Source organism: Lipingzhangella halophila (genome assembly GCF_014203805.1).
Classification (GTDB): domain Bacteria; phylum Actinomycetota; class Actinomycetes; order Streptosporangiales; family Streptosporangiaceae; genus Lipingzhangella; species Lipingzhangella halophila.
In genome coordinates, this window is sequence record NZ_JACHJT010000002.1 from 175369 (window position 1) to 189347 (window position 13979).

The following is a 13979-nucleotide window of genomic DNA, read 5'->3' on the forward strand; positions in this document are numbered from 1 at the left end:
CAACGGGAAGCGATCATGACGAGAGTCACAGGCGGCGGCCATGGGTTTGCCATTGAATGAGCGCTTCCCATGCCGGCGGCGGAAGCGAGGTGCCAGCGACAATGGCGAGATCAGCGAGCGGCGAGTCCGTCCTTGAGCGGGTGGTGCGGATCATCGAGGCGTTCGAGCCCGCGACACCCGTACTCACCGTGAGCGAGATCAGTCGGAGTGCGGCCCTTCCGCTGGCGACCACAGCGCGGCTGGTGAAGGAGATGGCCGAGCACGGGCTGCTCCACCGCGACGAGGAGCGCCGGGTTCGCATCGGTACGCGCATGTGGGAGCTCGCCGAGCGCGCCTCGCCCATGCAGCGGCTGCGGGAGACCGCCGTGCAGTACATGGGCGACCTGCAGGCGGCCATCGGCCACTCCACCCAGCTCGGGGTACTGGACGGGAACGATGTCCTGTTCGTGGAGCGCCTGTCCGCCCCCGAGTCGGTCACCAACGTCACCCAGATCGCGGGGCGGCTGCCGGTCAACGCCTCATCGGTGGGCCTGGTCCTGCTGGCGAACGCCCCCAGCGAAGTCGCGCGGCGCGTGCTGCGGTCCCCCTTGCGGGGCTACACGGCGAACACGATCACCGACGAGTGGCGGCTGCGCAGGGAGCTGGCCGAGGTGCGGCAGCGAGGGTTCGCGTTCTGCCCGGGACACATCCACCCCGACGCGACGGGCATCGCCGTTCCGGTGCACCGCAACGGCAAGGTCGTCGCCGGCCTCGGTGTGGTGGTTCCCAACGACGACCAGGCGTGGGCACTGCATCGGACGCTGCTGGTCACCGGGATGGCCCTCAGCCGGGAAGTGAGCGGCCCGGCTTCGGGCACCGACCTCGGGACCCTCATCGACACGCGGCGGCCGGTGGAGGCGTAGGGGGCGGCCCCCATCGCCGGACCCGCGGCCGCGCCCTTCGCGTGCCATTGAATGGAACAGCGGTTCCGCCCGGCGTCCGCGGCGGCGATTCTCGGAGTCCTCTGGCAGTGATCAGGAGGGCCGAGGTGATCGACATGTCCGCCGCAGACACGGCGCAAGCCCCCGCGGGTCCCGACACGGCCACCGCGCCGCAGGCGCGGGTGGCCGCCAAGAGGACAATGGCCGACGGTGTGGTCTCGCTGACCCTGCGGCGCCTGGGCGGCGGGCGGCTGCCGGACTGGACGCCAGGGGCCCACATCGACCTGGTGCTCCCCAACGGCACGACCCGCCAGTACTCGCTGTGCGGGGACCGCTGGGACCCGTACTCCTTCCGCATCGGGGTGCTGCGCGAGCCCGACGGACACGGCGGGTCGGACTTCGTGCACGACGAACTGCACGAAGGCGACGTGGTCGGCATCGGCGGCCCGCGCAACAACTTTCCGCTGGTACCCGCCGACCGGTACCTGTTCATCGCCGGCGGCATCGGGATCACCCCGCTGCTGCCCATGGTGGCCCAGGCAGAGCTGCTCCAGGTTCCGTGGGATCTGCTGTACGGCGGCCGCTCGTACTCCTCGATGGCCTTCCTCGACGAACTGCGGGACTACGGCGACAAGGTCCACGTCACCCCGCACGACACCCATGGCCCGCTCGACCTGGACGCCTGGCTGCCGGCGCACCCCGGAGGCACCAAGGTCTACTGCTGCGGGCCCGGACCCCTGCTCGACACGGTGGCGCACCGATGCGCCGGGTGGCCCACGGGTTGGCTGCGGACCGAGCGCTTCGTGGCCCGGTCAACGGCGGACGGCGCCCGGGACCGGGGGTTCCGCGTCGAACTGCGCCGCTCCGGGCGGACCATCACCGTGCCCGCGGACCGTTCGGTCCTGCAGGTGCTCGGCGAGGCCGGGGTCCAGGTGCTGTCCTCGTGCCGCCAAGGGCTGTGCGGCACCTGCGAGACCGCCGTCCTCGGCGGCGAGCCCGACCACCGCGACTCCCTTTTGGACGACGACGAGAGAGCGGCGGGGGACTGCATGTTCGTCTGCGTCTCCCGTTCGCTCTCCGAGCACCTCATCCTGGATCTGTGACCTCGCAACGGAGGACTGTGCCATGCCAACGACCGCCGTCTCCACCCCGCTGCCGTCCCTGGGCACCGACCCGTTCTCGGCCGAAGTGCTGGAGAACCCCCTTCCGTTCCAGGAACGGCTGCGCGAGGCCGGTCCCATCGTCCACCTGAGCCACTACGACATCCTCGCGCTGGCCCGCTACGAGTCCGTCCATGCCACGTTGACCGACTGGCAGTCCTTCCAGTCCGGCGCGGGAGTCGGGATGTCCAACTTCCGCTACGAGGAACCCTGGCGCGCTCCCAGCCTGCTGCTGGAGGCCGATCCCCCGCACCACGACGCTCCGCGGGCGGTACTGTCGCGGATCCTGGGGCCGCGCGCGCTGCGCCGGCTGCGCGATGCCTGGTTCGCCGACGCCGAGGCGCTCGTCGACCAGGTGCTGGCCGACACCGAGTTCGACGCGGTGACCACGCTCGCCGAGGCGTTTCCGCTGCGGGTCTTCCCGGACGCGGTGGGTCTGCCCCGTGAGGGGCGGGAGAACCTGCTGCCCTATGGCGACCACGCCTTCAACGCTTTCGGCCCGTCCAACGAGCTGGTCGCGAAGGGGGCGCCGCGCGTCGCCGAGCTGTCGGCGTGGGTGGAGGCGCAGTGCGCGCGCGAACGGCTGGCCACCGACGGTTTCGGCGCCCGGATCTGGGAGGCCGCGGACCGCGGGGACATCACCGAGCGGCAGGCGCCCTTGATCGTGCGCTCCCTGCTGACCGCTGGGGTGGACACCACGGTGCACGCGCTCGCCGCCACGCTCTACGCCTTCGCTACCAACCCGGAGCAGTGGCGCCGGCTCCGCGAGCGGCCAGAGCTGGCGCGGGTCGCGTTCGACGAGGCGGTGCGCTGGGAGTCCCCGGTCCAGGTCTTCTTCCGCACTGCCACCGACGATGTCGAGATCGCCGGCACCACCGTGCCCAGCGGGACGAAGATCCTCATGTTCCTCGGCGCGGCCAATCGCGACCCGCGACGCTGGGACGCCCCGGATGCCTTCGACCTCTCGCGCGACCCGTCCGCCCACGTCGGATTCGGGATGGGCCTCCACCAGTGTGTCGGGCAGCACGTCGCGCGGCTTGAGGCCGAGGCGCTGCTCACCGCTCTGGCCCGCCGCGTCCAACACATCGAGCTCGCCGGGCCCACACGGCGCCACCTCAACAACACGCTGCGGGCATGGGCCTCGCTGCCGGTACGCGTGCACCGCGCGTGAGCCGCCCCCGGGCATGACCGTGCGGTGGCGGTCCGCCACCGCACGAAAACCCGTGGAGCCGCGCGGCTGGGGCATGTCAGCCTTGCCCTATGGTCGACGCCGCCGACATTCGCGATGTCTCGGACTTCCCGCACGTCACGGGCCGGGTGAAGTTCCTGTTCTTCTGGGGGCACCGCCCTCCGCGCTCGGGCGGGGTGGGGCCGGGGTGCCTGTCGCAGTGGTGGCCGTCCCCCTTCACCGCGGATGGCATCGAGTACCCGACGGCCGAGCACTACATGATGGCCGAGAAGGCGCGACTGTTCGGGGACACCGACGCCGAGGACGCGATCCTGTCGGCTGGCCACCCCAAAGAGGCCAAGGACGCCGGACGCGGGGTGCGGGGGTTCGACGAGGCGGTCTGGGAGCGCGAACGCTACTGGGTCGTGGTGCGGGGGAACCACGCCCGGTTCGCGCAGCACGCACAGCTTCGCGACTACCTGCTGGCGAGTGGCAGCCGGGTACTGGTCGAGGCGAGCCCGCGGGACCGGATCTGGGGCATTGGGCTGGCGGCCGACGACGAGCGCGCGCACCATCCCGACCAGTGGCGCGGACGGAACCTGCTGGGGTTCGCGCTGATGGAGGTGCGCTCGCGACTCGCGGATTAGGGCCGGGCCACGCGGACCGTGCCGGGGTGCCGAGCCTACGAAGGAGCGATGCCGCGGCGGCGGACCGGCGCCGTCCCGCGTTCCGGTTCGCGGGAAGGCGCGGTCCGCGCGGAGAGACCGCTCCGGTGCTCATAGCGGTCCGCCGCGCCAGGTCGGCATGTCCCGCCGCTCGATGCCGACCTCCAGCGCCACACGGGCCAGGAGCCGGGTGGAGTCCAGTGTGGGAAGCGGGGACACCTCCGGTGTTACCAGCGGCGGGATCTCCGTGCACACGAGCGCGACAGCGTCGCACCCCCGAGCTGCCAGGCGCTCGATCACCCCGGCGCAGGCCCGGCGCGACTCCTCGGTGAACGTGCCGTTCACCAGCTCGGTGAAGATGATGCCGTTGACGAGGTCGCGGTCCTCCGCTTCCGGCACCTCGGCCGAGATTCCCCTCGCGGCCAGGGCCCTGGGATAGATCGGACCGTCCATCGTGTACCTCGTGCCGAGCACACCGACCCGGTGGTGCCCCTCGTGGGCCGCGGCGTCCGCGACGACCTCGGCGATGTGCAGCCCGGGAAGCGCGAGGTCGGCGCCGGGGCGTTCGAGAGCGAGGTGCGCGGTGTTGTCCGGGGACGCGAAGAAGTCCGCGCCGGCGGCGGCGAGCCGGTCGACGCTGCGCGCCAGGGTGGACCGGACCGAGTCGTAGTCCCCCGCGTCCCACGCGGGCATGCTGTGGCCGAACGCTATGTAGTCGAGCGTCACGTCCGGGTACACGTGGGAACCCAGACGGCGGACGCCCTCCTGGCAGAACTCCAGGAAGCACAGCGCTGCCCCTTCAGTGCTGTGCGCCAGTACCCCGAAATGCCTCATCGCGGCTCCATCCCGATCAGCGGAACTTCGCGCGTCCAGTACGGACGCGCACTCGCGGGCCCCCAGTACACCCGACGGCGGTACAACCGCGGGGCGGCGGCGTTCCGGTACCGGAACTTCGCCGCCTCTGCCGGGAGTGCGTCCGGGTGGTGCGCGTTGGAAGGTCATCGAGCATAATTCGGGGCCATGGTGCGACGTTTTCCCGGAGATCCCAGTGTTGCCCCCTACGCCGGAAGCGAGGAGCAGCGCCAGGCGGAACGGGCGCGGGCCGAGCGCACCGAGCGGCACCGCCGCTTCGTGGCCAAGGCACTGGAGTTCGCGGAGTTCGCGGCGGTGGGCGCGGACCGGGACACCCCCTCACCCGTGCGTCGGCTGGCCGAGGTCAGTGCCGAGACCATGGCGGACCCGGAGACCATCGCCGAGCTCCTCAACGAGGAGGGCACGTACGAGGCCGTTGGCCGGCCGTGGAGTTCCTGGAGTGTGATCGCCCGGATATCGGCGCTGTGGCCCCACCACCGGTACCAGGAATGGCCGCGGGAGTACGGGATGTACCCGGGATATCTGGGCGGGCTGCGCGACCGGATGGAGTTCCGGCTCCCCCAGGGGCGGATCGGCCCGCGCCGCTCGCAGAAGCGGTGTATGCGGTGCGGGGCGCTGTGGCCGCCGGGCTGGCCGGGAACCGAGCTTGTCCCGCGGCGTCCGGACGAGCCCGCGGAGGGATGCCCCGACTGCGGCAGCCCCACCGTGTCGGTCGGCCGGGATGCCCCGCAGGTCCGTGAGCACAGCATCATCGACCTGCACTGGATGCTCTTCCGCTTCGGTCCGGCGGACCCGGGCCCGTGCCCGGAGTGCGGCGCGCGCCGCGAACTCCGCAACCCCGGCTATTCCGCCGGAACGATCATCCGGTCGCTGGACTGGGCCTGCACCGGTGGCGACCCGCTGGCCTCCCGGCACGACGCGAATAACAGCCACTACCGGGAATCGCTGGAACCAGCGGTATGGGACTCCGAGGCGGCGCACTACGCCTACTGGATGGCTGTGGACCTGCTCCGGCTCGCCGCCGAGACCGGCGAGGAGACCGAGCTTCCCAGCGGCGCCGTGTACGAGGCGCTCGACGGCAGCGGCCAGCGCTGGGTCTACGAGGCGACCGGATGGCAGCCAGCCGCTCCCCACAAGAACGGGTAGCCGGGAGCGTTCGCGGAGAAGCGCCGCGCTACGTCACCCGGGCGCGCGGACCCCCGGAGGGCCCGCGCCTCCGGGCCGCCGCGGACCCGGAAACCCGTGAGCGCGGTGCCGGGAGGCCGGGTTCCCTCAAGCGGGTGTGCGCTCGGGAGGCTCCAGGACGCGTTCGACGAGTGCGGTGTCGCAGTGCTCCACCACCTCGGTGATCCTCCCTTCGGCGACCCGGAAGACGAAGCAGTACGTCTGGTTGTAGGACTCGCCGCGTGTGGTCGTGGCGTTGCCGCGGACCTGGGCCACAACACGGTCCCCGTCGGCGAGGACAGTTTCCGCCTCACTGCGGTAGTCGGTGAACTGGGCCATGAGGGGACGCAGCAGCCCCTCCAGCACCTCGCGTTTCGGCTCCCAGGTTCCCGACCAGGACCAGTTCCCCGGAAACACCCACTGGAAGTCGTCGGACATCGCGTCGCTCAACGCGCGCGTGTTGCCGCGGGCCATCTCCGCGAAGATGTCCTCGATCAGTCTCTTGTTCTCCGCTGTACTCATGCGCCTGAGCCTAGAAAGCACCCAGACATGCGACAAGCGATAGTCTCGCATGTGTGATATGAGTTCCCCGCATGGATGACTTCACCGTCGCCGGCCTGCGCGTGGTCCGTGAGGCCGCACGGCAGGGCTCGTTCTCCGTCGCGGCGGAGCGGCTCGGCTACACGCAGTCCGCGGTGTCCCGGCAGATCGCGCTCATGGAGCGAGCGGCCGGGCAGGCGCTGTTCGAACGCCGGGCGCGTGGGGTACAGCCCACCGAGGCCGGGCGCGTTGTGCTGCGCCGTGCCGAGGCCGTCCTCTCCGAACTCCAGGCGACCCACCAGGACCTGCAGGATCTCGGGACACGTCCACCCGGCCGGCTGCGCCTCGGCGCGTTCCCCAGTGCCATGGCGGCGCTGGTTCCCCGGGCGGTCGCCACGCTTCGCGCCCGCGAACCGCGCGCCGAGGTCAAGCTGCGTGAAGGGCTGAGCGCCCGCCTGCTCAGAGCGGTGGAGCGGGGCCGGCTCGACCTCGCGCTGCTGAGCGGGCCCCAGCCACCCACCGAGGGTGTGGAGATGGTGCCGCTGCTGGACGACCCTCTGCTCGTCGCGCTCGCACCCGACCACCGCCTCGCGGGCCACGAGAGCACGACCCTCGATGAACTCCGGGAGGAGGCGTGGGTCGCGGGCAGCAGCGACCCGAACGCCACACTGCTCGGGACGTGGAGTGACGCCTCCTGGCAGCCGGACATCGCTTTCGTCGCGCGCGACTGGCTCACCAAGCTCGGCCTGACAGAGGCCGGCCTGGGGATCACCCTGGTTCCCGGGCTCGCCGTGCCCGCGCTCCCGCGGGGCATCGCGGTGGTGCGAGTCAACCACCCCACCGCAACGCGCACCACCACTCTCGCCCGGAGTGCCGACGCGGCGGACTCCCCCCTGGCCCAACTGGCCATCGATACGCTGCGCACCACCGCGGCCGAGCTCACCGCCCGACTACACCGCCGGCTCGGCTAGATCGGTGATGTGGGTGGGTGGTGCGGCGCCCGACGGGGCGGCGAGGATGGTGGTGGGCCGACCCCCGGGTGATCGGTTCGGGTGCCCGGGGGTTGTGGCGCCCGACGATCGGGGGTCTGGCCCGTGGCTGGGGCCCATCGGTCGTGGCTGTGGCGCCAGACTTCGGGGGAAACACGGCGAAACGGGCGGGTGTGGGTGCGGGGTCCGCGGCGAGGGTGTCCGTGGGGACATGTTCAGCGACGAGAATGTCCTCTCGGGCACTCTCGCCGCGGCCCATCGCCGAGAATGTCCGCACAGTCACCCTCGATGCGCGCCCCGCCGCCGGACGGCAGCACTGGCGCCCGCAAAGGCACGGTTCCCGAAAGGCCGGAGCCTCCGCCGCCCTCGTCGCGCGCGCAACCACCCACCCACATCACCGATCTAGCGGCCGCCACTCCGCCCCTTCGCCGCCTGGATCCGCTCCGGCTGCCATGCCGCGCGGGTCCCGGTTTACCGCTTGCCCTCGCCCCGCGCTACGGACAGGTGGTCGCGTGCGGCCTGCTCCAGGTGCACCAGGTCGGCGGCGACGGTCGCGAACGTGTACCCCTCGGTGAGCCGGCGTGCGGCGACGTCCCCGTTGGGGGTGTGGATGCCCGCGGCGATGCCGGCCTCGGCGGCAGCCGCGCTCACCGTGGACAGCGCCGTGTCGAACACCTCGGCCACGTCCGGGTCGCCCGGGTAGGCCCCGCCGACCGCCAGGCACAGGTCGGACGGCCCCACGTACACGCCGTCCAGCCCGGGGGTGGCGCAGATGTCCGCGACATTCCGCAGACCCTCGGGCGTCTCGATCATGGCGAGGACGAGCGTGCTCGCGTCGGTTTCGGCGGGCCGGGGACCAACGCGCAGCATCGCGCGCATGGGTCCGTAGGAGCGCGTCCCGCGCGGCGGGTACCGGGCGGCCGAGACCGCGGCCGCGGCGTCCTCGGCGCTGTTCACCATCGGGACGATCACCCCGCCCGCGCCCGCGTCCAGTGCCCGGCCGATCGCGGTCGGGTCGTTGGCCTCGACCCGCACCATCCCCACCGAGGTTCCGCCGGCGTCGACGGCCAGCAGCCCGTTCAGGATGCCGGAATAGCCCAGGAGCCCGTGCTGGGCGTCGAACGCCACGTAGTCGTAGCCGAGACGCCCGATGCGCTCGGTGGCAACGGGGGCATCCATGATCACCCAGTATCCGATGGCCGATCGGCGCTCGCGGATCCGGCGGGCGAACTCAGCCGCGCTCATGCGCTTCTCCTTCGTCTCGTGCGTGGTGCCCGCGTCAACGGTTGTAGGCGGGCATGGGGCCGCGCAGCGATGCTCCCACCTCGTCGCAGGCCGCGACCGTCTCGGCGGGCAGCGGTCCCGCGGCCACCGCGGCCAGGTTCGCCCGCAGGTGCTCGGCGCGTGAACCGCCCAGCAGCAGCGCGCCGGTGGCGGGCTTGCTCAGCAGCCAGCGCAGCGAGAGGTCGGTCAGGGACAGCCCCGCGCCGTCCGCGACACGGGTGAGCGCGTCGACCGCGTCGAACAGGGCATGATCCCAGTACCGCTGGCGGTACATCCCGGCGATGCGCGCGTCAGCGAAACGCCCGGAGGAGGGGTCCTGGTCGAAGCGGTGGCGGCCGGTGAGCATGCCGCCGGCGAGCGGGTTGTACACCATCGTGAGCAGGCCGTGCGTCGCCGCGAACTCGGTGTACTCCTCCTCGATCCGGCGGGCGAGCAGGTTGTAGAGCTGCTGGGCGACCACGGGCTGGGGAGCGCCGGCCTCGGCCGCCGCGTGGCGCACGTCGGCGATCTGCCACGCCGCGTAGTTGGACACCCCGAGCGCTCCGACCTTGCCCTCTCTGACCAGATCGGCGACCGTGCTCAGGGTCTCGGCCAGCGGTGTGTCGCGGTCCGGCTGGTGCAGGTAGAGCAGGTCAACGCGATCGGTACCGAGGCGGGAGAGGCTGCCCTCCAGGCTGGCGCGCAGGCCGGCCGCCGAGAGCGGAGCGTTCTCCCCGGCGTCGGGGTGGGCTATCCCGGCCTTCGTGGCGAGCACGACCCGGTCCCGGCGCCGCGGCAGCAGGTCGCCGAGGATCTCCTCGCTGGCTCCGCCGGCGTAGCCGTTGGCGGTGTCGACGCTGGTGACGCCGGAGTCCAGGGCGAGGTCGAGCATGCTCGCGGCGTCGGCGCCGGTCACCGTGTCCCCGAATGTCATGGTGCCCAGAACGGTTGCCGACATCGGCCTACCGATCCCGGGCAGCTCCACTGGGGCCAGCGCTGTGCTGGTCGGGCTCGCGGTCATCGCGTACCTCCTTCGCGAGATCCCGGAGCCGCTGCGCTCCGGGGAGGCTCGCGCCTCGTGGGTAGCGGTGGCGGTTTCCGGCGCGGGTCCTGCAACTTCGGATCACTGTGCCATGATTGCGCGTTTCACGCAATGAAAGTAGTTTGTTCTACGCAAGAAGTTGCGCATCTCTGCCACTCGGACCGCACCCATGCGCTCCGAGCGGGAACCCAGCGCCGAACGAGGAGGACCCGAATTCGATCTCTGCGGGTTACGCGCGCCCTTGTCTACCCAATTGACCAGCCTAGAGCGGCAAAGGCCGGCACCGCCCCGCGCACTCCCCGGCCGCGTGGCACGGATCGCGCCCGCTGCACCCACCCCACGGCGCACCAGCCACCAAACTGCGTATAGCGCGCAGTTTTGGATTGGCACCGCCGGAGGCTGGACACCTCACTAGGACTGGCCGCCCCGGCACACAGACCAACGAAAGGCTGATCATGACCACCGACACCCCGTTAGTCGCCATCACCATGGGCGACGGCGCCGGAATCGGCCCCGAGGTCACCGTCGGCGCGCTGCTCGACGAGGCGACCAACCGGCGGTGCCGCCCCGTCGTCATCGGCGACCTCGCGCGGCTGCGCCAGGCCGCCCGGATCTCCGGGGCGCACGCCGAGTTGGTGGCCGTCGACCGCGTCGCCGACGCCGTGTTCGCCCCGGGCCGGATCAACGTGCTCGACCTGGGGCTGCTGCCCGAGGACCTGCGGTGGGGCGAGGTGCAAGCCGCCGCGGGCGAGGCCGCGTACCAGTACGTCCGGGTCGCCAGCGAGCTCGCGGTGGCCGGCGAGGTCCAGGGGATCTGCACGGCCCCTCTGAACAAGGAGGCGCTGCACGCGAGCGGTCACGTATTTCCGGGCCATACCGAACTCTTCGCGCACCTGACCGGAACCGAGGAAGTGTCGATGATGCTGTCGACGTCCACGATCAAGGTCATCCACGTGACCACACACCTCGGGCTGATCGACGCCGTGGCCCGGATCAACCCCGGCCTGGTGGAACGGACCGTGCGCCGCGGCCACGCGGCGGTGCGCGACTCCGGGGTGGCCGACCCGAGGATCGGCGTGTGCGGGATCAACCCGCACGCGGGAGAGAACGGGCTGTTCGGGTACGGCGAGGAAGAAGAGAAGGTCGTCCCGGCGATCGGCACCCTGCGGGCCGACGGGATCAACGCACACGGCCCGCTCCCGGCCGACACCGCGTTCTTCCTGGCCAGTAGGGGTGACTACGACCTCATTGTGGCGATGTACCACGACCAGGGGCACGCCCCGGTCAAGGTCCTCGGTATCGAGGAGGGCGTCAACATCACCGTGGGGCTGCCGGTCATCCGCACCTCGGTGGACCACGGCACCGCGTTCGACATCGCGGGTAAGGGGGTAGCCGCCGTCGGTAGCATGATCGAGGCCCTGCGCCAGGCGGCCGAACTGTCCCCCGCCCCGTCCACGAGAGGACACCCATGTCCCGCGGAACACGGGTCCGTCGCGACGCCATCGTCAAACTCGCCACCACGACCGGACTAGCCAGCGTGGAGGAGCTTTCCGCCCGGTTCGGGGTCACCGCGTCGACCATCCGGCGCGATCTCGCCCAGCTTGAGTCCGACGGCCAACTGGCGCGCACCTACGGCGGCGTCATGCCGCTGGTGGCCCACCCCGAGGCGTCGCTGCGGCAGCGCCTCGGGGAGGCGTTCGAGGCCAAGCGCGCGATCGCGACGTGGGCCGCGGCGCGGATCGGCACCGGAGAGACGATCCTGCTCGACTCCGGGTCGACCACCGGGGCTCTGGCGCACGAGCTGCGGCCCGCGCACGACCTGACCGTGGCCACCACCGGGCTGACCGCGCTCCAGGAGCTGGTCAACGCCGAGCACGTGCGTGTGGAGTGCCTCGGTGGCACGCTGCGCCATCTCAGCCAGGGCTTCATCGGACCGCTTACCGAGGATGCCCTGGCCCGGATGACCTTCGACCGGGTGTTCCTCGGCGCGGACGCGGTGACCGCGGAGGACGGAATCTGCGAGGCCACCCTGGAACAGACGCGCCTCAAGGAGATCATGGCCCGGCGTTCCGAGCGGGTGTACGTGCTGGTGCACGCCGCCAAACTGGGCAAGCGCCCGTTCCACGCCTGGGCCAGGATGCCCGAGAGCTGGACCCTGGTGACCGACTCCAGCGCCGAGGACTCCGCCGTCCGGCCGTTCGCGGCCTCCGGGGTCGATGTCGTGGTTGTGGATCCGGACGGCACCGCACGCTAGGGTCGCGGACTCCCCCGGCCGGACATCCCGGCCGCACTCGCCGGCGGTGTCCGCCGGCTCACCCCTCGGGAGTGTCCTTGGCGCGCAGCGCGTCCAGGACCGGGGCGTACATCCGGGTCTTGATGGTGCCGACCGTGGGGCCGGCCTTGGCCGCCTGGGCCTGGGCGAGCCGCACCGCGGTCGCGCGCACCGCGCTCTCCTCCACGGCATGGTCGACAATGGCGGCGGCACGGGCGTCCTCGCCGCCGTAGCGGCGCGCGGTGATCATGGCCTCGTGGGCGGTCTGCGGCGTGAGCCGGGCCTGGATCAGCGCGGACATCCCCGGTGTGAAGGGGATGTTGATGTCGGCTTCGGGCAGGCACCAGAATCCGCGGTCGGCGCGCATCACGCGGAAGTCGTGGGCCAGGGAGAGCATCGCACCGGCCGCGAAGGTGTGCCCCTGCAGTGCCGCCACTGTGACCACGGGCAACGTCAGCACACGCTCCAGGAGGGAGTGGACACTGGCGACGTAGTCGTGCTGCTGGTCGGGGTGGGCGGCCAGCCAGTCCAGGTCCAGACCGTTGGAGAAGAACTTGCCGGTCGCGGCGGTCACCAGCGCGCGGGGGCCTTCCGCCCGCTCGACCTCGTCCAGCGCCGCGTTGACCGAGGCGAGCCAGTCGGGGTGGAAGCGGTTCTCGCTGTCCCCGATGTCGAGGACGAGGACGTCATCCTGGCGTTCGATGGTGGGCATGGCGGCTCCTTCGACTAAGCTACTCAACGGTAACTCATGATGGATGGAACCGCGCGGGCAACCGGCCGGCCGGTCCGCCCGTCCCGCAGAGCGCCGGCGCCGGTCCACGCGGGGTTCGGCGGAGCCGCGCACCACCCCGCTCCCGCTCCTGCGCGCCGATGGGCGTCCGAACCGTGCGAGTGGGTACCGGTATCCGCAGGGGCCGGCACAGTCTCCGCGTCCGCGGCAAGCCGCGGGGGCACCGTGGGGAAGCGGCCTTCCGGACAGGGGCGGATCCCTCCGCGTGAATCGGCGAACGCGAAACGCTGCGGCATAGGTATATTGGTCATATCATATTTCCAGAGCGTTAAACCAGTCAATATCCGAAGGGGACCATGGACATGGCCCGCAACGACGCGTCCGCTCCCAAGTCGCGCGGCACCGACGACCTCTTCAGCAGGGTCCACCTCGGCCGCGCCTCGCAGGTCATCGTGGACCAGGTCCGCATGCTCCTCCGCGACGACAAGCTCAAGCCCGGCGACCGCCTACCCAGCGAGCGCGAGCTCTGCGAGCGCTTCGGGGTCAGCCGGGTCACCGTCCGCGAGGCACTGCGCGTACTGGAGGCCAGCGGTCTGGTCGAGATCCGCGTCGGCGCCCACGGCGGTGCCTTCGTCACCACACCCTCCAACGAGCGGGTCGGGGAGAGCCTCGCGGACCTCATCACGCTGTCGCCCCTGACCGCCAGCCAGGTCACCGAAGCCCGCATTGTGTTCGAGCTGGGCATCATCCCCCTCGTGGTCGAGCGCGCCACCGCCGAGGACATCGCCGACCTGCGCGCCCTGGTCACCCAGGGGCAGCAGGCGCTCGACGAGGACAGTTACACCATGGAGATGTCCGCCGCGTTCCACGTCCGCTTCGCGGCGTGCACCCACAACGCGGCCATCGAGACGCTGGTGCAGAGCTTCCACGGCCCGATGCTGCTCTCGCTGCAGAAGGCCCGCGATGTCGCCCCGCTCATGGGCCATCGCGGTGCCGCCGAGCACGCCGACCTGGTCACCGCCGTCGAGCACCGCGACGTCGAGAAGGCCCGCTTCATCATGCGCCAGCACCTGCAGCGGACCGCCCAGCGCCTGGAGAACGTCGCCACCGACTCCGACAGCGCCGAGGGCGCTGCCGAAGACGCCACCGAGTGACGGCCGTGGGGTGGGGCCCGCGCGCCGGCCCCACCCCAC

14 protein-coding genes are annotated in these 13979 nt (G+C 71.5%); 9 read left to right on the top strand and 5 right to left on the bottom strand.

Annotated features, from left to right (window positions below; all coding sequences use genetic code 11):
- The first annotated feature begins 101 nt into the window (after window positions 1-101).
- From F4561_RS27800 to ybiA, 4 genes are all read left to right on the top strand, one after another.
- Entirely contained in the window at window positions 102-902 is an 801-nt protein-coding gene (locus F4561_RS27800) for an IclR family transcriptional regulator (protein WP_184584549.1), read from the top strand.
- Between the two features lie 134 nt (window positions 903-1036).
- Window positions 1037-2023, top strand: a complete 987-nt coding sequence (locus F4561_RS27805) for a PDR/VanB family oxidoreductase (RefSeq protein ID WP_184584551.1) — start codon at window positions 1037-1039, stop codon at window positions 2021-2023.
- 22 nt (window positions 2024-2045) lie between these two features.
- Window positions 2046-3251, top strand: coding sequence for a cytochrome P450 (locus F4561_RS27810; RefSeq protein WP_184584553.1), 1206 nt, complete (start codon window positions 2046-2048; stop codon window positions 3249-3251).
- Window positions 3252-3340: 89 nt separating this feature from the next.
- On the top strand, window positions 3341-3895 hold the full coding sequence (gene ybiA, locus F4561_RS27815) for a riboflavin biosynthesis intermediates N-glycosidase (RefSeq protein ID WP_184584555.1): 555 nt from the start codon (window positions 3341-3343) through the stop codon (window positions 3893-3895).
- A 129-nt stretch (window positions 3896-4024) separates the two neighbouring features.
- On the opposite strand, the gene F4561_RS27820 is transcribed toward ybiA, so the two are convergent.
- Window positions 4025-4747, bottom strand: coding sequence for an aspartate/glutamate racemase family protein (locus F4561_RS27820; RefSeq protein WP_184584557.1), 723 nt, complete (start codon window positions 4745-4747; stop codon window positions 4025-4027).
- A gap of 186 nt (window positions 4748-4933) precedes the next feature.
- On the opposite strand from F4561_RS27820, the gene F4561_RS27825 reads away from it, so the two are divergent.
- The gene (locus F4561_RS27825) at window positions 4934-5932 is read left to right on the top strand and encodes a hypothetical protein (RefSeq protein ID WP_184584560.1); all 999 of its coding nucleotides are present in this window, start codon (window positions 4934-4936) and stop codon (window positions 5930-5932) included.
- A 126-nt stretch (window positions 5933-6058) separates the two neighbouring features.
- Here F4561_RS27825 and F4561_RS27830 read toward each other — a convergent pair whose 3' ends face one another.
- Entirely contained in the window at window positions 6059-6472 is a 414-nt protein-coding gene (locus F4561_RS27830; protein ID WP_184584562.1) for a nuclear transport factor 2 family protein, read from the bottom strand.
- A gap of 71 nt (window positions 6473-6543) precedes the next feature.
- On the opposite strand from F4561_RS27830, the gene F4561_RS27835 reads away from it, so the two are divergent.
- On the top strand, window positions 6544-7461 hold the full coding sequence (locus F4561_RS27835) for a LysR family transcriptional regulator (protein ID WP_184584564.1): 918 nt from the start codon (window positions 6544-6546) through the stop codon (window positions 7459-7461).
- A 489-nt stretch (window positions 7462-7950) separates the two neighbouring features.
- On the opposite strand, the gene F4561_RS27840 is transcribed toward F4561_RS27835, so the two are convergent.
- Together F4561_RS27840 and F4561_RS27845 are read right to left on the bottom strand one after the other, a co-directional pair.
- Window positions 7951-8724, bottom strand: coding sequence for an HpcH/HpaI aldolase family protein (locus F4561_RS27840; RefSeq protein ID WP_184584566.1), 774 nt, complete (start codon window positions 8722-8724; stop codon window positions 7951-7953).
- Between the two features lie 34 nt (window positions 8725-8758).
- The gene (locus tag F4561_RS27845; RefSeq protein WP_184584568.1) at window positions 8759-9763 is read right to left on the bottom strand and encodes an aldo/keto reductase; all 1005 of its coding nucleotides are present in this window, start codon (window positions 9761-9763) and stop codon (window positions 8759-8761) included.
- Between the two features lie 476 nt (window positions 9764-10239).
- Between F4561_RS27845 and pdxA the strand changes: the two genes are divergently transcribed.
- Both pdxA and F4561_RS27855 read left to right on the top strand, forming a co-directional pair.
- The gene (gene pdxA / locus F4561_RS27850) at window positions 10240-11316 is read left to right on the top strand and encodes a 4-hydroxythreonine-4-phosphate dehydrogenase PdxA (protein WP_184584570.1); all 1077 of its coding nucleotides are present in this window, start codon (window positions 10240-10242) and stop codon (window positions 11314-11316) included.
- The gene (locus F4561_RS27855) at window positions 11253-12038 is read left to right on the top strand and encodes a DeoR/GlpR family DNA-binding transcription regulator (RefSeq protein ID WP_184584572.1); all 786 of its coding nucleotides are present in this window, start codon (window positions 11253-11255) and stop codon (window positions 12036-12038) included. Before pdxA ends, F4561_RS27855 begins: the two co-directional genes overlap by 64 nt.
- Before the next feature lie 58 nt (window positions 12039-12096).
- Here F4561_RS27855 and F4561_RS27860 read toward each other — a convergent pair whose 3' ends face one another.
- A complete protein-coding gene (locus F4561_RS27860; protein WP_184584574.1) occupies window positions 12097-12768 on the bottom strand; it encodes an enoyl-CoA hydratase-related protein in 672 nt (223 codons plus the stop codon).
- Window positions 12769-13148: 380 nt separating this feature from the next.
- Here F4561_RS27860 and F4561_RS33475 point away from each other — a divergent pair, with 380 nt between their 5' ends.
- Window positions 13149-13940 carry a FadR/GntR family transcriptional regulator gene (locus tag F4561_RS33475; protein ID WP_184584576.1) on the top strand — a complete coding sequence of 264 codons (792 nt, stop codon included), beginning with the start codon at window positions 13149-13151 and terminating at the stop codon, window positions 13938-13940.
- The last annotated feature ends 39 nt before the right edge of the window (window positions 13941-13979 follow it).